Raw genomic sequence first — 20,349 nt, forward strand, 5'->3', positions numbered from 1 at the left:
GGTTGGGGGTGAGTTGCCAGGTGTGGGGGTGGGGGGTGGGGGTGAGGACGATGTCGTGGGGGAGGGTGCGTCCGTAGTGGGTGGGTGCGGGTGTGGGTTGGGGGTTGGGGTGTTGGTGGGTGCCGGGACCGGCACTGGTGGTGTTGGTGTGGGTGGTGGTGTGGGGGTGGCGGAGGCGTTGGTAGGTGGTGGGGGTGAGGCAGGTGAAGCGGCCGGTGCCGGTGGCGGTGGGGTGGCCGTTGCGGGTGATGGTGATGTGCATGGTGAAGTCGGTGGGGCGTTTGGTGTGGGGGTGGTGGGGGGTGTAGGTGGCGGTGAGGGTGAGGTCGGTGGGGGTGGGGCCGATGGTGAGGTGTTGGGGGTGGGTGGTGAGGTGGAGGTTGCGCATGAGGAAGTGGTGGCCGAGGGGGATGCCGAGTTCGGCGTGGGCGAGGTAGAGGCCGGTTTGGCGGATGGTTTCTGCGGCTTGGAGGGGGTGGTGGTGGGTGCCGTCGGGGGTGGTGAAGAAGGTGTGGGCGCGGGGCCATTGGGCGGTGAGGGTGTAGTGGGTGTCGCTGGTTTGTTCGCAGCCGGTGAGGAAGACCTCGGCGAGGGTGGAGCGGTGGACGTATTCGCGGGGGACGGTGGTGGTGAGGCGGGGCATGCGGGTGGGGTCGAGGGGGGTTGTGCCCGCAGCGGTGCCCGTACCCGCACCAGCTTCCGTAGCGGTATCGGTGCCCGCACCGGTACTTGGGTGTGTGTCGGGGCTGGTGGTGGCGGGGGTGGGCTGGTTGTCCTGGTGGACGGTGAGCAGGGTCATGTGGGTCTCCGTGGTGCTGTGGGAGGTGCCGGGATGGACCGTGCAGGGTCATAAGATACGAACCTACCGGTTTTCTTTTCAAGGGCGGGCGGGGAATTTCGCGGGGGCGGGCCGGGGTCGGGCCGGGGAGTGGGGGCGGGGGTGTGCGGGGTGCATATTCACCGGTCCGCGGTGGGGGTGTGGCGGGGGATCTTCGCTGGGCAAGCGGGGGTTTTGATTCCGTTCTGTGGGTGTCTTCCGGGGGTTGGGGGTGGTGTGCGAGGCTCGGGGTCGGGTGGTCGCGGGGGTGTGTTGGTGTCTCTTGTGTGGGCCTCGGGCGAGGCTATAGTGAAACCGGCCGAGCGGTTTTGTTTTGCGAGTGGTTCTCTGGCGGGTGTCGGTGGTGCCGGGGGGACGGTTTCCGGGGATGCGCATGGCCCGGGCCGGCACCCGGATGCACATGACCTGTGACCGGCGCCAGGGGTGCGTGCCTGGGTGTGCCGGGTGTGGGTCTGAGCGGTTGCTGGTGTTGAGGCCCGGATGTGCACTCTGGGCCGGGTCCCGCGTGTGCGCGAGCCGTTTTCCCGTCGGTGTCTGTGTGTCTGGGGACGGCGCCCTGGCATATGTCCAGGGGTTGGGTTCCGGTGTCCCGCGGAGGATCGGGTGTCGGGGGTCCGTGGCTGGTGGCTGGTGGCGGGTTTCCGGGGTGACTTTTCGGGCGGGGCCTGGCGTGTGTGTGGGGTTGTGTCCCTGGTGGGCGTCCCGGTGGTGATGCGGGCGTGGTGCCGGGGTGTGTTTGTGGTGCTTGTCGGGAAGTTTTCGCGGTCTGTGTCGTGGAGGTGTCCGGTGGCGCGTCAGCAGGAGCAGCAGAAGCAGCAGAAGCAGCAGGGTCGACGGGATGAGCGGGGCCGGCAGGAGCAGCAGGAGCAGCAGGAGCAGCAGGAGTTGCGGGGCGGCGGGGGTGTGGTGGACCTGCGTGCCGTGTCCGACGGGCCGGACCAGCAGGCTGTGCCGGATACGCAGGGTGCGCCGGATCTGCGTGCTGGGCGGGGTGGGTGTCCGTATGCGATGGATGGGTTGGGGCGGGATGTGCAGGGGGAGGGGGCGTTGTTGCGGGGTCGGGGTGAGGTGGTGCGGGTGGTGTTGCCGGGTGGAGTGGGAGCGTGGGCGGTGACGGATCCGGGGGTGATTCGTGGGTTGTTGACGGACGGGCGGGTGTCGAAGGATGCGTATCGGCATTGGCCGGCGTGGCAGCGGGGTGAGGTGGGGGCGGAGTGGCCGTTGGCGGTGTGGGTGTCGGTGCAGAATCTGGTGACGTCTTACGGAGCGGAGCACCGCCGGCTGCGGGGGTTGATGGGGTCGGCTTTCACGGCGCGGCGGGTGGGGTTGCTGGGGCCGCGCGTGGGGGAGATCGCGGCGGGGCTGCTGGAAGGGATGGAGGCGTCGGCGCGGGAGGCTCGGGACGGGGTGGTGGACGTGCGGGGGTTGTATGCGCAGCCGTTGCCGAGCCGGGTGATGCTGGAGTTGTTCGGGATTCCTGAAGAGTTCCGGGGGGCGTTGCGGGAGATCATTGAGGGGTTTTTCGCTACGGGGGTGTCGTTGGATGAGGCGCGGCGTAACTACGCGGCGCTGTACCGGACGATGGGGGAGTTGGTCGCGTTCAAGCGGCGTTGTCCGGGCGAGGATCTGACGAGTGCGCTGATCGCTGCGGGGACCGGGGCGGATCCCGCGGACCCGGCCGCCCACTCGGACCTCACACACCTCACAGACGTCGGGCACGGTGCGGGCGCGGGTGGCCCGGAGGCTGCGGGGGGTGAGGGATTGAGTGAGAAGGAGTTGGTCGACAACCTGATCATGTTGTTGAGCGCGGGGTGTGAGCCGACTGTGAATCTGCTGGCGAACGCGGTGGTGTTGTTGCTGCGGGAGCCGGGGCAGTTGGAGTTGGTGCGGTCGGGGCGGGCGTCGTGGGGGGACGTGGTCGAGGAGGCGTTGCGGGTGGAGGCGCCGGGGGCGAATGCGATTTTGCGGTATGCGGTGGAGGACGTGCGGGTGGGGGAGACGGTGATCCCGCGAGGGGATGCGCTGGTGATCGGGTTCGCGGCGGCGGGGCGGGATCCGGGGGCGCACGGAGAGGATGCGGAGCGGTTCGATGTGATGCGGGCGACGCGACGGGAGCATTTGTCGTTCGGTCATGGGGTGCATTACTGCCTGGGGGCACCGTTGGCGCGGCTGGAAGCCGAGATTGCCCTGCAGGCGCTGTTCGCCCGTTTTCCCGAGATGCGGCTGGCGGTGGAGCCGGATGCGTTGCGTCCGACGGAGTCGTTCATTTCGAACGGGCCACGGGAGGTGCCGGTAGTGCTGGGGCCGCCTGCCGACGGGTGAGGTGACGCGCCGCCCCGGCCCTGGCGCCGCTGTCTGCTGGACGTCATTGAAAGTGCCTGCGGGTGCGGCAGTTCGGCCAGCGTTGTGCCGACAAGATCCACAAGCGTGCCTGCAGACGCAGAAGGGCAGATTCGGGGCGGCATCTTGCCGACGAGGCGCGTGAAGAGGCCCTCCTGGCATCTCTTGGCCGAGCGCGGTGGCGTCGGTGCTGGGATTGCTGGAGGAGCGGGAGGTGGCTGCCCAGGTGCGGGCAGAGGGTCTGCGGGATGAAGTCGCGCGGCTGATCGAGGTGTTGGAGGCAGCCGAGATCGAGCTGGACCGGCGGGTGATCGCGTGGGAAGCGGCGTCCTCGCTCGCGCCGGTGCCGGGCTCGACGGTGCCGCCGTGGTACGACGGGCTGGCGGTGACGGTTCTGACGCCAGGCTACGAGCAGCTTCTCGCCGTGTGCTGGAACAGCAGCGATCAGAGGGTCACAGGCCGCTTCGAGCCGGGGAGATCGCGACGGAGCTGGGCCTTGGGATGACGTCGGCGAAGGTCGAGGGGGTGCGATCGAAGGCCAGACGTCTGGCGGAGCGCGGATGGCTCCTCCTGGAGGCGCGGTGGCAGACTGTGACGAGGCGTTCGGGCTTGGACAGTGGTGTCCGAGTCGGAACGCCAACAGCCGTGCGCCGATGCAGGTCTGTGCCCGCCTCCGGTGTGGCGGAGGCGGGCACACGGTGCGACGCGGTCGTCGGTGGTCAGGCTCCCGTCGTGTCCTTCACGTACGGCGACGTTGCCGTTGCGGGCGCCACAGCGGCCGTGGGTTCGGGGCCGACTTCGCTGAGGCCGAACCGGTCGTGGAGCTTGCGAAGGAAGCCGGGCGCGTACCAGGCAGAGCGGCCGAGCAGGCGCATGGCGGCGGGGACGAGTACGCCGCGTACGGCGAGAGCGTCGATGAGGACGGCGAGTCCGCTGCCCAGGCCGAACATCTGCATGAAGCTGATCTTGGCGGTGCCGAAGGCGAAGAAGCTCACCGCGAGGAGGAAGGCCGCCGCGCTGACGATGCGTCCGGTGTGGCCGAGGCCGTCGGCCACGGCGGTCTCGTTGTCCTTGCCCAGATCGTGGAGTTCCTTGATCCGGCTGGTGACGAACACCTCGTAGTCCATCGAAAGGCCGAAGGCGATGCAGAACGTCAGCATGGTCATCGACATTTCCATCGGCTGCGCCGTGAAGCCGAGGAGGGAGGAGAGATTGCCGTCCTGGAAGATCCAGGTCATGACGCCGAGGGTCGCCGCCAGGCTGATGACGTTGAGGACCAGTGCGCGCAGTGGCTGCACGACGCTGCCGGTGAACAGGAAGAGCAGGATGAAGGTGGTGAGGGCGACCAGGGCCACGGCGATCGGGAGCCGGCCGCCGATGGAGTCCTTGGAGTCGACCAGTACGGCGTCGGTTCCCCCCACCAGGGGGTGTGTCCCGGTGGGCGGGGTGAGTGCCCTCACCTCCTTGACCAGGTTCTGGGCCGCGCCCGACTTCGGTGTCAGGGCGCTCACCAAACTGATGCGCTGCGCGCCGGGCCGGCCGAGGACGGTGTTGCCGGGGGCGGTCGCCGTGGAGTGTCCCTCGGCGTAGGTTCCCGTGCTGGTCTCGACGCGTATGACGCCCTTGAGCCCGGACAGTTCGACCGCGTACGACTCCAGCGGGGCCTTGTTCACGGGCTGGTCGATGACGATGTTGACGGCCGAGTCCTCGCTGCCGTCGAAGTTCTCGCGCAGTGCCGTGGCGACCTGGCGGCTGGCGGCGTCCTTTGGTAGGACGCGTTCGTCCGGTGTGCCGAAGGTGATGCCCAGCAGCGGGCTCGCCGCCGCGAGCAGCACGGCGAGTACGGGGAGCGCGGTGAGTGCGGGCCGCCGCATGACGGTGCGGGCCAGCTGTCCCCACATCGGTGCCCGGGCGCCGGAGTGCCCCCGCTCAGCCCACGGCAGCCGCCCGCTGTTGACCCGGTGACCGAGGACGGCCAGCAGAGCTGGCATCACGAACAAGGTGCCGAGGGCGGCGATGGCGACGACACCGACTCCGGCGAAGCCGAACGAGCGCAGGAAGTACTGCGGGAACACCAGGAGTGCCGCGAGCGCCGCCGCCACTGTCGCGGCGGAGAACGCGACGGTGCGGCCGGCCGTGTGCACCGTGCGCCGTACGGCGTCGTCCACGCTCGCCCCTGCCGCGAGCTGCTCCCGGAAGCGGCTGGTCATCAGTAGCGCGTAGTCGATGCCCAGTCCGAGGCCCAGGGCGGTGGTGAGGTTGGTCGCGGTGTCGGCGACGTCGGTGACGCTGCCGAGGAGGGAGAGCTGGGCGAACGAGCCGATGACGGCGATGACGGCGATGGCCAACGGCAGCAGGGCCGCGACCATGCTGCCGAAGACGAACAGGAGCAGCACGAGGGTGAGTGGTATGGCGATGGTCTCGGCCAGGACCAGATCGTCGACCACCTGTTTCGACAGGTCGTTGCCCACGGCGGCGCCGCCTCCGGCCTGGACCGTGAGTGCGCCCTTGTGGGTTCCGGTGTAGGCGTCGAGGATCTTCCGGGCGTTTTCCCGCTCCTGCGTCTCGTCGCCTGTCACATGGGCGAGCACCATGGCTTCGCGGCCGTCCCGGGAGCGGAGGTCGGGGCTGCCCGTGTCCCAGTACGAGATGACGTTGGTGAGCTCCTCCTCCTTCCTGAGGTCGGCCACCAGGGTCTGGCCACTCCGCGTGACGGCGGGGGTGTCGACGCGGCCCTCGGGGGCCCGGACCAGCAGGACCAGGTTCGTCTCTCCGCCGAACTTGTCGTCGATGACCTTCGCGGCCCGGGTGGACTCGGAGGCGGGGTCGTCGAAGCCGCCCCCGCGCAGCTTGGCGAATGCTCCGGCTCCCAACACACCCATGAGGGCAACGGTGACGACGGCGATGACGAGGACCAGCCGGGACCGGCGAATCGCAAGTTCGGCCAAGCGTTCAAACACGTCCGTTCTCCTTTGCGTTCTTACGGTGGAAGTGGCGTGAAGCAGCCGGACGCATGGGGGAGCCGGCACAGTGTTCCGCCAGACCTCTTGGCCCCTGATGCCTTGTCAGGGTTGCGGTCGTTCGGTCGCCGCATGCCCGCGGACTTGCAAGCGACGGCCCCGCTCTCACCGCGCCGGCGATGAGCGTGACATCGCTGAACGTGGGCCCGCGGCCCTGTTTCCGAGAGCGGCCGCCGGCGTCCTCGGGATGACGGTGCAGGAACTCCATCGCCACCTCCCGAGCCGGGACGCTCGCGGTGCAGTGCTCATCGCCAAGGCGTACGGCGACCTGCCGACTCATGAATGCCTCCACGTGCGTTACTTAGTATCGGGTTCGTTAGAAGTTGTAACTCGCCTTCACGGGAAGTGTCAATAACCATCGTGATAACCTCTAACTAGACGGTGAAGGAGGGCAGGTCATGGACGGAGCAGAGGCGACGACGCCACGCGAGCGCTACCGCGCCCAGGTGCGTGCGGAGATCAAGGAGCGGGCGTGGGAGCAGATCGCCACGGCGGGCGCGTCCGCGCTCTCCCTCAACGCGATCGCCAAGGGAATGGGCATGAGCGGACCCGCGCTCTACCGGTACTTCGCCAGCCGGGACGAGCTGATCACCGAGTTGGTCAGGGGCGCGTACCGCAGCCTCGCCGACACCTTCCGGGCGGCCCGCACCGCCGGTGCCGACCCGGCCGGCCTCGCGCACGCGCTACGTGGCTGGGCCCTGGCCGATCCCCAGCGGTACTTCCTCGTCTACGGCACCCCCGTCCCCGGCTACCACGCGCCCGACGACATCACCGCGATCGCCTCCGAGATCATGGCGTCCCTGCTCGACGCGTGCGCCGAACTGTCCGCACACGGCCCGGCGACCCCGTTCGACGCCCACCTCGCCGACCACCGGGACTGGGCGGGTGACCACCCCGCCCCGCCCGCCGTGCTCCACCAGGCCCTGACCTTCTGGACCCGCCTGCACGGCGTCCTGTCCCTGGAACTCGCGGGCCACTTCACGGGGATGGGGTTCGACCCCGCGCGGCTCTACGACGCCGAGCTGTCCGACCTGCTGGGCACGCCCACGAAGTCCTGAGAGAGGTCTTCCAAGTGCTCCAGCAAGCGGCCGACACGCGGAAGAAGCGCACGTGGTCGCCGATGTCGGAGTCCTGCGGGCGGGGTTCCCCACCTTGTTGCGGCGTAGGCGGCGCAGTCGCTCGGTGTTCCGGCCCTGCGGGTGGTGATCGGGGCGTGGTCACGACCACGGGTCGTCGTGGTCCTCGGCATCAGGCGTGTCGGGGTGCAGCATGGCGCGTAGGCAGCGGTGCAGGCCGTTGCTGTTGGTGTTCTCGGCCGCACGCATCCACGGCAGCGGCGCCATCAACTGGGCTGTCTCGTGGGTGGCGAGGTCGTCCAGCATGACGCGCAGTTCGTCCGGGACCGGCAGGTCGGTAAGGCACATCCACCCCAGTGCGGTGCTCACCCGTACCTCGGGCTGCCGTGCGGGGTCGGACCAACAGGCCCGCATCCACACCACCGTCGGCGAATCCTGGTGCGCCCGGGCCAGCTGAGCGATCGCCAGTACCAGGCCCGCGCGTACGGCTGGGTCATGCTCCGCGAGCAGGCAGGCGTGGAACGCGGAGAGGATGTCCTGCGCGCGGGCGGAGGCGGCCGCCAGCGCGTAGGCGGTGGCGATGCGCACCGAGGGGTCGGGGTCGTCGAGCAGGGGGAGGAGGAGATCGGTGTCCACGGCGATCGCGTCGCGGGCGGCCTGCGCCGACCAGTTCTGCAAGTAGCCGGTGACCTCGAAGAACCATTCGTCATCGCCGCGGAACCGCAGCATGTCGGCACGCGTGCATACCCCCTGGTGCCGAAAGCGCGCCACTTCGGCTGTCACCGCCAGAGCCTCGGCACGGTGGCCGGCCTCCGGGTCGGCACCGATCCGAATCAGGAAGGGCACCGTCGGCGCCACTGCGGCCCTCATGTCGTCGGCACACAGGCCGATGAGACTGTCGAGGGCACCACGGACGGCGGAGGCGTCGCCCGAGCGCAGCCGCTCCATGACCTCCCGGACGCTGACGCCGTCCGGGAAGCGGTCCCAGGGCACCTCGTCAAGCAGGAACCCGTCCTTGGCGTCCGTACGGATGCCCGCCACCACCGCACGGACGTCGAGGGGCCCGCCCGCCTGATCGAGCGGATCCCCGTCCACGAACGCCCGCACCACCGCCTGGTACGCCGGGTCGCTGTCCCACGAATTCACCGGGAATCTCCGTTTACAGCGCCCCCCGGGCCCGGCACCGCGACGCTGGAGGGGCATGCTCGGCTAGGGCGACCCGAGTTGGGGGCGCGTAGACGGTACGGCTTGAATACGGTCATGGACTCCCCGATTTGGGCCATGCTGTCGGCCGCCGAGCGCTCTGCTGTGGGCGGCCTGATCCAGCAGGACCACCGGATCGCGGCAGTCGCCCGCGTGCGTGAGGCGTTCCGAGCCGAGTCCAGGCCGGGCCTGTATGAAACGCTCGATGTGGTGGCAGAACGCTACCTGGAGTTGGGGCCGACGGATCGAGTGATATCCGACCCCGCCGCTGAACCTGGTGACACTCACGGAGAAAGTTGAGGCGTTGCCTGGCCGGACGGTGGCCATCGAGGCGTTGTGGGACGGTGACACCGAGGGCTGGTGCGTGGACCTGATGGCGCTCACAGACGTCCCGGCTGACGAGCACCGGCTCGCCACCATCCGGCACGGTGGCGACCTGCGACTGTTCGACGGCGCAGTCCCGCCATGGCCCGAAGCACAAGAAGCAGAGGCGGTCGGTCGTGCCCTGGCCGAGCAGTTCGGCGTGCCGTTCCACTTCGCCGGCTCCGATCGGCCCGACGCCGACGCCCCCCGCTGGAGGGCCACCTCGTGAGCAGCACTGCCACACAGCTCGACACCCTTGCTGCCGCACTGGCGGACCCCGACTCCGACCTCAACCAGATCGCAGACCTGGAAGACGAACTGGTGGCCGCTCGGGACACGGGCCTGGTCCCACGCCTGCAAGAGCACCTTGCCAGTGCCGTGGATGCGAGGAACTCGTTCGGACGCCACGTGCTCTGCAACATTCTGGCCGCGACAGCCGGGTCCAAAGCCCTGCCCGCGCTGCTGCGGGCCTTTGCCCACGATCTGGGCGATGACCAGGACTCCCTGTCGGCGATACTGGCCGACTTCGCTCACCAGGACCGCGCCTATGCGCGCAGCATCGTCCTGACATGGGCCGCGGGCCCCGACCCGGACCTGCGCAGGGCAGCGCTGTGGCTGCTCGGCTTCGTTCCCGATCCGAGCGACCTCGACCTCCTGGCCGGCGCCGTCCAAGATGCGGACGACAGAGTCCGCAGCGTGACCGTGGGAACCATCGGCAGCCACACCAAGACCACAGCCCAGGCCATCGATCTGCTGACGGCCCTGCTCGCGGACCTCAGCCCCCAGGTACGAGTGAACGCCCTGAGCTCCCTCGGCTTCGCACGACAGCCCAGGACCCTGTCGGCAACCCATCGCCTCGCCAAGGACGACAACGCACGGGTACGGGCATGGGTCGCCATCGCACTGAGCCGGTTCCCAACTCCTGAACCGGCGAGCCTGGCCGTCCTGGACCTGCTCGCTCGCGACTCAGACGCCTTTGTGCAGGAGCAGGCTGTTGCTGCCCGAAAGAAGCTCACCGCCTGCGCCTGACCCGCCAGTCGGAACCGCCTCCTTGGACCGGCGTAGTCGGGGGCATTTCCTCCCCACGGGGCAGGGCACCTAACAGTGCAGGGGCGGAACACTGCCTCTTCACCAACATGGCTCGGGTAGCCACCCCGGTAGCTGCATTGCCCCGCCCCCGGCATCGCAGCTACTGGGGCGGCGGGACGCGTTGGTCGCCAGCGCCCTCGTGGCTACGGTGCGTTCCGCCGTCTTCCGGCCACGCTGCTGGTCGGAGGGCTGAGGAGTTTCACAGCTCGGTCCTTGCACGCCCGTGCCGGGTAGTACGGTGCCGATCACTGTCCGTGCTACGGAGGTGGGGAAGTGGCATGCGGTTTCCGCCGTTCGATGACCGAGGGACGCTGACGACCATCGAGTTAGAGGCGCTGCGGTCGTTACACGGGGCGTGGCTGACGGCACTCTACGAGTGGCAGTCGGCCAGTCTGGTCACGGACCGGCTCCACGCCGCTCGCGAACTGGCCGATCTGCGCGACCGGACGGAGCAAGCTCCTTTCCGGTATCAGGAGGAAGCCGTCTCCGAGATCGTGCACGGCGCGTACGACTACGAGCGGCATACGGCGCTGACCGCCTGGCGCTACGCTGCGGCGGCGGCTGTCCTGGGCATCACGGTGCTGGAGCGTTTGGCCAGTGGGAAGCCACCGCTCACGGCCTCCGCTGTGAAGGAGCTGTGCCAGGAGCCGCCTCTTGGCCGACTACGCGATGCGCTGGCGGTGCCTGCGGCCCGGTTCCTGCCTGCCTACGACCCCTTCGATGAGCGGGGCGAGATGACAAAACGGTGGGCGAAGCTGCGCGAGGGCGTGGACGACGCGATGGCGGTCGTGGTCGAGATTGCCGTGGACCAGGGGTCGGCCTATCCCCGGACCAAGGAAGAAGCAGCGGGGTGCTTGATGACCGAGTCCAGCCCGCCCACCACAGATCCGGTGTACGAGCCGATCCTGGAACCGCTGTTTTCTGTGGCTGAGGAGGCCCCGTACGCGATCAGCCGGGTCATCAAGGGCCGTTGACGCCGGCGGATCAGCGCGTATACCGGTTCGTGAACTCGCTGCAACTTCGTGGCGCCCGCGTCACGCGGCCCGTCAGGCTGGTTCGCGTGTCGGAGCATCGGAGCATCGGAGCATCGGGACAGGTAGCAGGGCCGCGTGGTGGCGAGCGACGAAGAGGTGCGGTCTGTGCGTCAGTGGGTGTGCATCTCGTGCACCGAGCCGGGCACGAGGCGTTCTACGGCAGCGTGCGGCCACCGCGGACCGTCCTTCCGGCTCGCCTGCGTCAACGCCTACGACAACACGAGCGACGGCGCGGACCAGTCCCACTTCTGACGACGGAGATTACGCGTCCATCAACTTCTGTGCGGTCGCCGCGAGTTCAGGGACGGTCGACATGCATGCCCATCGGCCGGCCGGCTGCGGCGACCTTGGTGTCCTGTCGCAAGCGATCTGGTCCCGGCCCAGACCTGTGACCTGCGGCGAGCAGGTCAACTGAGACGTGAGAGTGCTGGAAATCCCGGTTGATCTGGTACTGGGCAACTGGATGCCGGATGTTGTCTCAGCTGATCTGGTCAGGCTCCGCCGTTTCGAGCTGACACCAGCTGACACCACGCACAGATCACACGAGTGGCTCAGCCAGTGCGTCGAGACGGTCGAGAGCCTCTGGGATGAGAGGTGATCGCGAGAGAGCCGGCACCGCGCTTCAGTCCAGGGTGACTCGATAGACAGCGGACTCTCTCCGTTGAAAACCCGCCCGCTCATACAAGCGGTTCGCGGCCTCTCGCGAAGGCCGTGATGTGAGGTCGATGGTTCGAGCTCCCGCGTCCGCGGCCAGGCCAAGGGCCTTGTCGATCAGGGCTCTGCCGACGCCGTGGCCACGTGCGGCGGCGTCGACCACCACGTCCTCGATATGAGCCCGCAGGCCGGACGGCAAGGGGGACATCACCAGCATCAACGCCCCGACGATCACGCCCTCGACACGGGCCACCAGCAACGTGTTGGTACTGGTACCCGTCAATCTCCCCACGGCTTCGTGGTCCAGGGGCTTGGCCTGGGACGACAACTGCGGAAGGAGACGAGCGAACGCCTCCACCACTTCGTCAGTCGCCTCGTGAACGGCCTCAGTCTCAACGCTCATGCTCTGCAACCTATCGGCTCCTGCGAGTTGTCGATCAGCGGACCGCGACCATCTCGGACCGGATCACCTGAGACGACGAGCGAAGTGGGTCAGATCATCTGAGACAGGGACCCGTTCGACTGAGACGGGGCACCAGGCCGCGTGCGGTGCGAGCGCGGCGGCTTTTGTCCCGTCTCCCCGGAGTTTGATCAGTCTGACCGAATTTTGAACGCGGCGTGGTGGGCTGCCATGCCGTCATTGTTGCCACGTTCCGAGGGGGAGGTCGGAGTCACCCTTCACGCGCCCGCGGGCCTGGCGCCCCCCGCTCGTGCGGCGCCGCCGCCTCCAGTAGGGGCCAGCCGTCGACCTCCACCCCCCGCCCCTCTGCCAGCTGCCACCCGCGGGCCGACGCCGCGTCGAGCAGGGCCCGGACGGCGCCCGGTTCGTGCAGGTTCAGGGAGCCGCCCCGGACGTACCCCACGTCCCCGGAGCCCATGGGGAACCCGCCCGGGACATACCGGCCCGGGCCCTCGGCAAAGACGATGCGCAGCGGGCCACCGGTGCCGGCCGGCTGCGGGTACAGCATGAGGGTCTCGCAGCAGCCTGCGAACCGGCCGCTGTCCAGCACGCGGTGACTGTGGCGGAGCGTCCACAGGTACGTGCGTCCGTCAGCGACCAGTCGGCGGGGCTTCTTCGAATGGCGGGGCACGGAGCCGAGAGTACGCGGCCCGATTCACGAGTACCGCCCAGGGTGATCAAACTTCAGTGAGACCGATCAAGGTTCCCTGACGCGTCACCAACGACGAACCCGAACTCCTCGAACTTCTCGCCGAAGTACTGGTCGTCGGCGACGAGGTGACCTGGGGCATCGACTTGGCCGACGGCGCCGCCGCCCGGGCTATCGCCATCCGAACCTTCAGCTCGTTGCAGACTCTCGGCTGTCGGTGGTCAGAACCGCCACCAGGGCCTCAACAGCGTCCACGGCCTTCGGGGTGGCCAGCACGAGCACCGGATCGGGGGTCTGCAACAGGAATCCGCTCCAGACCCGGAAGACAGCGCTGCCGTCCGCCCCCTCCTTCGCGAAGGAGATGCATCCCGGCAGATATCTCGCGTCGTCGCGCCCTCCAGGCACCCAGGGCGGAGGGCCGTCCGAGAACCGGAGGTAGTTGTGACTGGTAGTTGGATGCCACTGGCTCAACGCGCTTGCCCGGGCGGCCAGCACCAGCTCCTCCTCAACAGGAGGCACCCACGAGTCCGTGCCACGCAGCGACGCATCATGAGCTCGTGCGCATTGCATCTGCCAATCCCAGTCATCGTCCAGCGACCATTGGGTGCCATCTCCCATGCGCCGAGTCTGACCGAACTCCTGAGCGCAGGTAACCCCCAACGGGATAGGAGACTTGACACGCGCCACCGCTCTCGCCGCATGACAAACCGCATTTGGAATCGATGAGACAGGACAGATGACAAGTTGGAGTGGCCGGGCGAAGCCGGGCCGACGGGGCCAGCGCGGCAGCCGCGCGCTCTACCCAAGGCGGTGACCTCATGAGCCTGACCTCCAGGACTCGCTGTCCGCGCACCCCGCTGCGCCGGTTCCTGCCGTGAACTGTCGGCCGGCGCCTGCCCGTTGAGGAAGAGCTTCCGCGCCCGGGACCAGAGTGACCTGATTCCGGGCCGTGGCGACCAGGTACGACAAGAGAGCGCACGTCTTCCACGGCACGGTCACCCTCGCGTCGATCCGGCTTTGGCTCCGTCAGTGACCCGCGGGACACTCCGCAAGTGGCGCGGTTCAGCGGCACCGGGCCGTGTCCACGACACCGTCCATGCGCTCCTTGGTCGCCTGGCTCGGCTGCATGGTCACAGCGACGTTGGCCGCGCGGTCGTCCTCGGTGGCGCCGCCTCGGGTCTCGTATCCCGTCACGCTGCCGCCGTGGCCCCAGTACACACCGCCGTACGACAGCGGCGGGCTCACGAGTCCCAGCCCGTAACGGGCACCGGCGGGAAAAGAGCTTACGGGCTGCCCCGCGATTGATCTTGGGGCGTCCCGGCCTGGGGGTTCGGCTGGCTGGTGGTTCAGCAATCGCAGGTCGGCCCGTTACTCGTACCGGTACTTCAGCGAGTCCGCCTCCGCCTGCTCGATGTCGGCGATCGTCAGCTCCGGCATCCGCAGTTGAGCCAGGGTCACCTCGGCCGAGGCCGGCTGGGCGTCCGCGGGCAGCCACTCCTCCGGCTTCCAGGCCCCGCTGCGCAGCAGCGACTTGGGGCAGTGCGGGTAGACCTCCTCGATCCCCAGCACCAGCGCACTGGCCGGCGGCTTGCCCACGGCGGTCAGTTGCGACAACAGCTCTGGGCGGGTGGAGACGCAGGCCCGGCCGTTCACCCTGAGCGTCGTGGTGCGCCCCGGGATGACGAACAGCAGCCCGGCCCGTCCGGTGGCGACGACGTTCTGCAGGGTGTCCAGACGCTTGTTGCCGGTCGCGTCCGGTATCGCCACCGTCCGTGCGTCCAGGACGGCGACGAACCCGGCGGGGCCGCCGCGCGGGGAGACGTCACAGTTGCCCTCGGCGTCCGCGGTGGCGACCAGGACCAGGGATGAGCAGCCGATCAACCGCCGGGTCTGCTCGGTGAGTTCGGTCATCTGTTTCCGCACGGCCGCGTCGCTGGGGAGTTCGTAGACCCGGCGTAGCGCCTCCTGGTCGGGCACGGCGTCGAGGCGGAGCGAGTCGAAGGCACTGCCGGCAAGGGGTGTCGTCATGTCTCCGACCCTAATGGGCCGACCTGCGATTGATCTTGGTCGGTGAGTGTGGGGACATAGAGACGGCCCCGCGAGTTGTCTGATGTGTGAAGATCAAACAGGCCCGCGCGGCCATGTCCCATCCTGCCTTCTGCGGGCTGTCGCGCCAACATCTGGGCGAGTTGGTCGCGGAACTCGCCCCGCGCTGGGTGGCGCGCTGTGGGTCCGCGTGTCATGGGCGACGTGAGGGCGACCGTCGGCGGGAGGCGGGGCCGGGCCGAAGTACGAACTGGTCTTCACCGACCGGCTCCAGGTGACACTGGTCCATCTGCGGACTCGGCTCACCCATGAGGCGTTGGGCGTGCTCTGCAAGGTGAGGTCTTCCACGATCGGCCGGGCGATCCGGGAGGTCCGCCCGTTGCCGGCGGACCGTGGGTTCGGCGTCCCCGACCGGCCCGGCATCCGGCTGCGGACCCTGAGGATGTGTTCGCCCATGCCGCGGCCGAGGACGTCACCTTGCGGATCGACGGGATGGAGACCCAGGTCCGCCGTCCAGACGGGGGCCGTCCCGGCCGACGGGCCTTCGTCTCCGGCAAGCGCAGGCACAACACCGTCAAGACCACGACGATCAGCGACGGCCAGGGCCGCACCCTGTGGTCCGGGGCCCAGCGCCCAGGCCGGATGCACGACCGGACCGCCGTGCGCACCGAGGGCATCGCCGAGCAGTTCCACCGGCACCCCGGCGTGACGGCCGAGGTCGACGACGGCTACCGCGGCCTGGCCAACGAGTTCCCCGACCAGGTCGGCGCCCCGCCCAAGAAACCGAAGGGCATGAAGGCCCCGAACGAGGGGCCGGTCACCGAGCGGTACGGCCGACGCGAGATGAAGCGCCGCCAGTCCTCCCGCGGGATCCGCGTCGAGCACGCCAACGCCGAAGTCCGGCAGTGGCGCCCGCTTCACCGGCCGCCGCGAGACCTACGGCGAGACCCACCTCGCCATCGCCGCCCTGGTCTCCGACCGCGCCGCCAAGCGGCCTACCCGGCACAAACCCAGCATCGAGCCGGTGCACGTCCGCACCACAGCCTGCTGAACTACCAGTCAGCCGAACCCGCAGGCCAACACGCCCCAAAATCAATCGCGGGTCAGCCCGTAACTGGCGGGGACGGTGTTGCGCATCTGGTCGAGCTGAGCCTTCGGGAGAAGGCGGCCGGCCAACAGCGCCGTGAAGAACCGGTTCAGGCCGGAGTGGGTGGACACTATCTGGCCCGCAGCCCAGGCCCAGGAAGGGTCCCATTCCGTGGCGTCGACCAGGGGCGCGCCTGCCGAATCCTGTAGTAGCCCTTGGGGTGGCGCTCCCGGATCGTCACCTCGCCGGGGGCGGGGAAGCAGGTGTGGCGCAATCCGATGCGTTTGATGACGCGCCGGTCGATCTCCTCGGCAAGGGGGCGACCGGTGACCTTCTGAACGATCAGGCCGGCCACCGGGTAGTTCGTGTTGCTGTAGGCGCATTTCGTGCCGGGGGCGAAGTCGGCCTTGTGCTGGAGAGCGAGGTCGAGGAGTTCGGGGGGTCGTAGTAGCGGATGTCGTCGCTGAGGTACTTGCTGTAGTTGGGAAGTCCGCTGGTTTGTCGGAGGAGTTGACGGAGGGTGATGCGGCGTCCGTCGATCCTGTCCCAGCGGACGAGGCCGGGCAGATTGGTGTCGACCGGGGCGTCAAGGTCGATCTTGCTTTCAGCGACCAGTTGCAGCACGACCACCGTCGTGAACGTCTTGGTGTTGCTGCCAATGCGCACCTGACCGTCCCGGGGCACCTTCGTTCCGGTGGCCAGTTCGCCGACCCCTGCGGTGTAGGTGCGGGTGTGGCAGGTACGGTCTTCGACGCTCGCCAGCGGGGCGGGTACGCCGTCGGTGTGCACCAGCGCGTTCAGGCCCCTTTGGACGGTGTGCGGCCTGGCGGCGGCAGGCGCCGCGGGTGGGGCCACGGCGCCCATCGTCATCACGCCGACGGCCACCGCGGCCGGCGCGGCTCTGCGCCGACCACTCCGCCGCCCGGGCGAACGAAACCTCTGCCATGCCTGCTCACGCACGAGCCAACTCCCACGGAATCACTGGGTAACCACCGGCTTACGGGCCCAGCCTCTCGGAAGCGACCGGGCGGGACGATCGTGGTACCCGCCGAGCTCCAGGCAGGGCTAACCCCCGGGTCGCTGGGTTGGGCGGGGAGCCGGGGCAGGGGTCCCTGAGCGCGGTGACAGCACCAGGAGAGCAGACGTGACGGAGCCTGGAGCCACCGGCCCCGAACCGTCGGACCCGCCTTGACTGTTGCGCCAAGTGTTGCGGGCTGTCGGCTGCGCCAACTGTTGTGCGAGCCGAATCGGCCTCCTGGAGTTCGTGAGCCCTTCCACCCCGCCCCCGGAGCGTTGTTGACGGTGCTTACATGTCGGATTAAGCTGATGTGAGCACTGCTAACATGCGAGTGAGGGAGCTACGTCGATGTCATCGCCCCAGCAGGAAACGACCATGGTCGACCTGGGTGGCCGTACGGTCACGGTCCCCAAGGGCGGCCTGTACGACCGCTATCGGATGGACACCGATCTCGAAGCGGTCGCCCGTGATCCCCGCGTCAGCAGCGTGGACTTCTTCCGGCGGCTGCCCAAGGCGAAGGTCGACTCTGCGATCGGTCCGACGCTGACGCCGAACTTTTACTACCGCATCTCGACCGCCCGGCTGACGATGCTCGCCCGCTCCAGCGCGATCCGTACCCGCCTGCCCAGGGAGCTGGCCCCTCTGGAGGTCGTACCGGGGGTGGGACTGGTCTCGGTGATGTTCTTCCGCTACGACGTGTGCGACATCGACTTCTACACCGAAGCCGCCGTGGGGATCGCGGTGAAGCCGGCACGGCATGGCCGGCTCGGCTTCTTCGACCTCGTCGCCGGCCTCAAGAACGAGCATCTCGATTCTTATGTGCTGTCCCTGCCGGTGAGCACGGACATCGCCCAGGTGCGCGGCCACGACGGTTACGGCTTCCCCAAGTGGGTCACCGGCCTCGATGTCGATATCGACGCCGGCCGGACGACCGCACGCGTGGCCAACGACGCGGGCAGGACCGATCTGGCGCTCTCGGTGGCCACGCCGGCCCAGAACCCGTACCGCAGTGGCGAGCGTGTCTCGACCCTCACCTCGTACACGTCGATCGGCGGTGCGTGGCACTCGACTCTGAGTCATACCAATGTGCTGTCGTCGGGGACGGTACGTGTCCCGCGCAACGTCACGCTCCGGGTGGGAGAGGGCCGTATGGCCGACGACCTGCGCTCGCTCCGTCCGATCAGGACGGTGCAGCTCGACGTCATGACCGAGGGCCAACTCGCCCTGCACATGCCGGTCCCGACCTCGGTCCAGAGCCAGAACTAGGGAGCTCTGCCATGGCCACCGACCATGCCACCCCTGTCGCCGTCCGCCGCTCGACTCTGCCCGCATCCGTGACTCCGGCACGGATCGAGCAACTGGCAGCGTGTGGCACGGCCGCGGCGGACGCCGTGCGGGTCACCACCAACGCCCCCTATACCGGTGCCCCGCTGGCCGACCTTCCCGTCTCGACGCCCGCCGATGTCGAGGGTGCGTTCGTCCGGGCCCGTACCGCCCAGGCTGCCTGGGCGGCGACGCCGATGAGCGAGCGGAAAAGGATCCTGCTGCGTTTCCACGACGTCGTTCTCGCCCGCCAGGACGAGGCGCTGGACCTGATGCAGGCCGAAAGCGGCAAAACCCGGCGCGACGCGTTCCTCGAGGTCACCGACATCGCGATCACCGCCCGGTACTACGCGCGCAACGCCGCCGGGGGACCCGCAGAGCAGCCCGCGGTCGGGCCGTCGCCGCACGCCTGCACTGTCAACGTCAACGAGGCTTTCGCCGCCGCCTGGGGAAGCATCGACGCGCCGATGGGAGGCATGGGTGACTCAGGACTCGGCCGTCGGCACGACGACGACGGGATCCTCAAGTACACCGAACCCCAGACCGTCGCCCACCAGCGCATCCAGGGGTTCACCCCGCCGGCTCGTATCTCATCCGAAGCCTGGGCCGCCCTCCTGACCGGAGCCCAGAAGGTCCTGAAGGCAACTGGCGTCCGCTGAGACGCAACGCATGTCTGGCCGCCGCGTCACCGCGCGGCGGCCAGACATGCGTTGCGAGGGTTGCGGACCGGGCGCCCCGGCGGGACCCGCACAAGCGCAGGCATCAGCTCCCGAGCCCTCCACCCGCGGAGAAACAGGACAGGCCCGGACCGTGCTGCTGGAGCGCGTCCGGGCCCGGCGTGGCGCGGTGAGCGCGGTGTGGAGTGGACGGAGTCGGCCCGATCCGTCATCAGCCCGTTCTAGGACGGCGACAGCCATGCGCGGTAGCGGCGCAGCGCCTGTCGCTGCTGACGCCGCTCGGAGAACAGGGCGTACACGGGGCGGGTGTTGGGCTTGGGACGGCTTCCGCGGGCGATGCGGCGCAGTTGGTGACGGACCTGCGCCATGCTCGCGGCGGAAGCGAGGGCCTTGTCTGACCAGGACACCGGCCGTAGCTGCCGGTCCGCCTCGCGGCCGTGGCGCCAGCGGTCGGGCAGGTCCGGGGTGACGGCGAGGGCGGTGCCCATCCCTATGAGCACCACGCCACTGTCGAGGACCCGTTCGGCGGTATCGCGCCGGGTGATGCCGCCGGTGAGCATCAGGGGGAGAGGACTGGTCTTGACCAGGTCCTTCGCCAGGTCCAGGAAGTACGCCTCGCGGGCCTGGGTGCGCGCATCGGCAGGGCGGCCGGACATCGCGGGGCTCTCGTAACTGCCGCCTGAGAGTTCGACCAGGTCGACGCCGAGAGGTTCGAGCATCGCGATCACCTGCCGAGCGTCGTCGGCGTCGAATCCGCCGCGCTGGAAGTCCGCGGAGTTGAGCTTCACGGCGACCGCGAAGGACGGCGAGACGGTGGCGCGCACGGCGCGGACGACGTCCAGCAGCATCCGGGCCCGGTTCTCCAGGGATCCGCCCCACTGGTCGGTGCGCCGGTTGACCAGGGGGGACAGGAACTGTGAGAGCAGGTAGCCGTGCGCGGCATGGATCTCCACACCGTCGAACCCCGCCTTCTCGGCACGGCGGGCCGTGACCGCGTACCGCGTGACAGTGGCCTTGATCTGCTCGGGGGTCATGGCGACAGGGCGGCCGAAACGGCTGCTGTGCCTTCCCAGATCGACCCCCACCGCGGACGGGCCCCACACGACACCGGGCATGTCTGCCTGGATCTGGCGGCCGGGGTGATTGATCTGCATCCATATCGCTCCGCCGCCGGACTTGCCGGCCTTGGCCCACTCGGTGAACGGCTCCAGCGGTGCGGCATCGTCGAGGACGACGCCGCCGGGACCGGTCAGTGCCTCGGCGTGGACCATGACGTTGCCGGTGATCAGCAGTCCGGTGCCGCCGGTGGCCCAGTGCCGGTACAGCGACAGCAGCTGCCCATCGGGCAACTGGCCGTCGCCGGCCATGTTCTCCTCCATGGCCGCCTTCGCGATCCGGTTACCCAATACCTGCCCGGAGCGCAGGGACAGCGGTGAGAACAGCTCGCTGGCCATCCGGATTCTCCTCTCCAT

The 20,349-nt window shown here is 68.9% G+C and carries 18 protein-coding genes and 4 pseudogenes; 12 read left to right on the plus strand and 10 right to left on the minus strand.

Going from position 1 to position 20,349, the window contains the following annotated elements:
- The coding region (locus tag ACFVWD_RS47185; protein ID WP_389604490.1) for a ScbA/BarX family gamma-butyrolactone biosynthesis protein at positions 1-799 on the minus strand (799 nt) is incomplete at its 3' end.
- Positions 800-1,624: 825 nt separating this feature from the next.
- Here ACFVWD_RS47185 and ACFVWD_RS47190 point away from each other — a divergent pair.
- On the plus strand, positions 1,625-3,160 hold the full coding sequence (locus ACFVWD_RS47190; RefSeq protein ID WP_389604491.1) for a cytochrome P450: 1,536 nt from the start codon (positions 1,625-1,627) through the stop codon (positions 3,158-3,160).
- A 196-nt stretch (positions 3,161-3,356) separates the two neighbouring features.
- On the plus strand, positions 3,357-3,683 hold the full coding sequence (locus ACFVWD_RS47195) for a hypothetical protein (protein WP_389604493.1): 327 nt from the start codon (positions 3,357-3,359) through the stop codon (positions 3,681-3,683).
- 214 nt (positions 3,684-3,897) lie between these two features.
- Here ACFVWD_RS47195 and ACFVWD_RS47200 read toward each other — a convergent pair whose 3' ends face one another.
- Positions 3,898-6,138, minus strand: coding sequence for an MMPL family transporter (locus tag ACFVWD_RS47200; RefSeq protein WP_389604495.1), 2,241 nt, complete (start codon positions 6,136-6,138; stop codon positions 3,898-3,900).
- Between the two features lie 458 nt (positions 6,139-6,596).
- Between ACFVWD_RS47200 and ACFVWD_RS47205 the strand changes: the two genes are divergently transcribed.
- Entirely contained in the window at positions 6,597-7,256 is a 660-nt protein-coding gene (locus ACFVWD_RS47205) for a TetR/AcrR family transcriptional regulator (protein WP_389604497.1), read from the plus strand.
- A 159-nt stretch (positions 7,257-7,415) separates the two neighbouring features.
- Here ACFVWD_RS47205 and ACFVWD_RS47210 read toward each other — a convergent pair whose 3' ends face one another.
- Positions 7,416-8,420, minus strand: a complete 1,005-nt coding sequence (locus ACFVWD_RS47210; protein WP_389604499.1) for a HEAT repeat domain-containing protein — start codon at positions 8,418-8,420, stop codon at positions 7,416-7,418.
- Between the two features lie 114 nt (positions 8,421-8,534).
- On the opposite strand from ACFVWD_RS47210, the gene ACFVWD_RS47215 reads away from it, so the two are divergent.
- The 4 genes from ACFVWD_RS47215 (at position 8,535) to ACFVWD_RS47230 (ending at position 10,903) form a co-directional block, all read left to right on the plus strand.
- Positions 8,535-8,777, plus strand: a complete 243-nt coding sequence (locus tag ACFVWD_RS47215; protein WP_389604501.1) for a hypothetical protein — start codon at positions 8,535-8,537, stop codon at positions 8,775-8,777.
- A 4-nt stretch (positions 8,778-8,781) separates the two neighbouring features.
- Positions 8,782-9,069 (plus strand): hypothetical protein, encoded by a 288-nt coding sequence (locus ACFVWD_RS47220; protein ID WP_389604502.1) that lies wholly within the window; start codon positions 8,782-8,784, stop codon positions 9,067-9,069.
- Positions 9,066-9,869, plus strand: a complete 804-nt coding sequence (locus ACFVWD_RS47225) for a HEAT repeat domain-containing protein (protein ID WP_389604504.1) — start codon at positions 9,066-9,068, stop codon at positions 9,867-9,869. The genes ACFVWD_RS47220 and ACFVWD_RS47225 overlap by 4 nt, the downstream gene beginning before the upstream one ends.
- A gap of 338 nt (positions 9,870-10,207) precedes the next feature.
- Positions 10,208-10,903, plus strand: coding sequence for a hypothetical protein (locus tag ACFVWD_RS47230; RefSeq protein WP_389604506.1), 696 nt, complete (start codon positions 10,208-10,210; stop codon positions 10,901-10,903).
- Positions 10,904-11,585: 682 nt separating this feature from the next.
- Here the strand turns inward: ACFVWD_RS47230 and ACFVWD_RS47235 are convergent.
- From ACFVWD_RS47235 to ACFVWD_RS47245, 3 genes and pseudogenes are all read right to left on the minus strand, one after another.
- A pseudogene (locus ACFVWD_RS47235) lies at positions 11,586-12,050 on the minus strand (GNAT family N-acetyltransferase); the annotation flags it as partial.
- A 238-nt stretch (positions 12,051-12,288) separates the two neighbouring features.
- Positions 12,289-12,708, minus strand: a complete 420-nt coding sequence (locus ACFVWD_RS47240) for a hypothetical protein (protein WP_389604507.1) — start codon at positions 12,706-12,708, stop codon at positions 12,289-12,291.
- Between the two features lie 207 nt (positions 12,709-12,915).
- On the minus strand, positions 12,916-13,344 hold the full coding sequence (locus ACFVWD_RS47245) for a hypothetical protein (protein ID WP_389604509.1): 429 nt from the start codon (positions 13,342-13,344) through the stop codon (positions 12,916-12,918).
- Positions 13,345-13,666: 322 nt separating this feature from the next.
- Between ACFVWD_RS47245 and ACFVWD_RS47250 the strand changes: the two are divergent.
- Positions 13,667-13,759: pseudogene (locus ACFVWD_RS47250) on the plus strand (IS5/IS1182 family transposase); the annotation flags it as partial.
- Between the two features lie 29 nt (positions 13,760-13,788).
- Here the strand turns inward: ACFVWD_RS47250 and ACFVWD_RS47255 are convergent.
- Together ACFVWD_RS47255 and ACFVWD_RS47260 are read right to left on the minus strand one after the other, a co-directional pair.
- The gene (locus ACFVWD_RS47255) at positions 13,789-13,971 is read right to left on the minus strand and encodes a hypothetical protein (protein WP_389604511.1); all 183 of its coding nucleotides are present in this window, start codon (positions 13,969-13,971) and stop codon (positions 13,789-13,791) included.
- A 123-nt stretch (positions 13,972-14,094) separates the two neighbouring features.
- Positions 14,095-14,754: an MSMEG_1061 family FMN-dependent PPOX-type flavoprotein gene (locus tag ACFVWD_RS47260; protein WP_389604513.1), complete on the minus strand. Its 660-nt coding sequence runs from the start codon at positions 14,752-14,754 to the stop codon at positions 14,095-14,097.
- Between the two features lie 292 nt (positions 14,755-15,046).
- Between ACFVWD_RS47260 and ACFVWD_RS47265 the strand changes: the two are divergent.
- A pseudogene (locus ACFVWD_RS47265) lies at positions 15,047-15,109 on the plus strand (hypothetical protein); the annotation flags it as partial.
- Between the two features lie 107 nt (positions 15,110-15,216).
- Positions 15,217-16,068, plus strand: a complete 852-nt coding sequence (locus ACFVWD_RS47270; RefSeq protein WP_389604514.1) for a transposase family protein — start codon at positions 15,217-15,219, stop codon at positions 16,066-16,068.
- Here the strand turns inward: ACFVWD_RS47270 and ACFVWD_RS47275 are convergent.
- A pseudogene (locus ACFVWD_RS47275) lies at positions 15,990-16,729 on the minus strand (serine hydrolase domain-containing protein). The gene ACFVWD_RS47270 and the pseudogene ACFVWD_RS47275 overlap by 79 nt on opposite strands.
- Positions 16,730-17,225: 496 nt before the next feature.
- Between ACFVWD_RS47275 and ACFVWD_RS47280 the strand changes: the two are divergent.
- Positions 17,226-18,143: an acetoacetate decarboxylase family protein gene (locus tag ACFVWD_RS47280; protein WP_389604516.1), complete on the plus strand. Its 918-nt coding sequence runs from the start codon at positions 17,226-17,228 to the stop codon at positions 18,141-18,143.
- An 11-nt stretch (positions 18,144-18,154) separates the two neighbouring features.
- Positions 18,155-18,859, plus strand: coding sequence for an aldehyde dehydrogenase family protein (locus tag ACFVWD_RS47285; protein ID WP_389604518.1), 705 nt, complete (start codon positions 18,155-18,157; stop codon positions 18,857-18,859).
- Positions 18,860-19,098: 239 nt separating this feature from the next.
- Here the strand turns inward: ACFVWD_RS47285 and ACFVWD_RS47290 are convergent, their stop codons facing one another.
- A complete protein-coding gene (locus ACFVWD_RS47290) occupies positions 19,099-20,331 on the minus strand; it encodes an NADH:flavin oxidoreductase/NADH oxidase family protein (RefSeq protein ID WP_389604519.1) in 1,233 nt (410 codons plus the stop codon).
- Between the last annotated feature and the right edge of the window lie 18 nt (positions 20,332-20,349).

The organism is Streptomyces sp. NPDC058086 (assembly GCF_042885015.1).
In the GTDB taxonomy this organism is placed as follows: Bacteria; Actinomycetota; Actinomycetes; order Streptomycetales; family Streptomycetaceae; genus Streptomyces.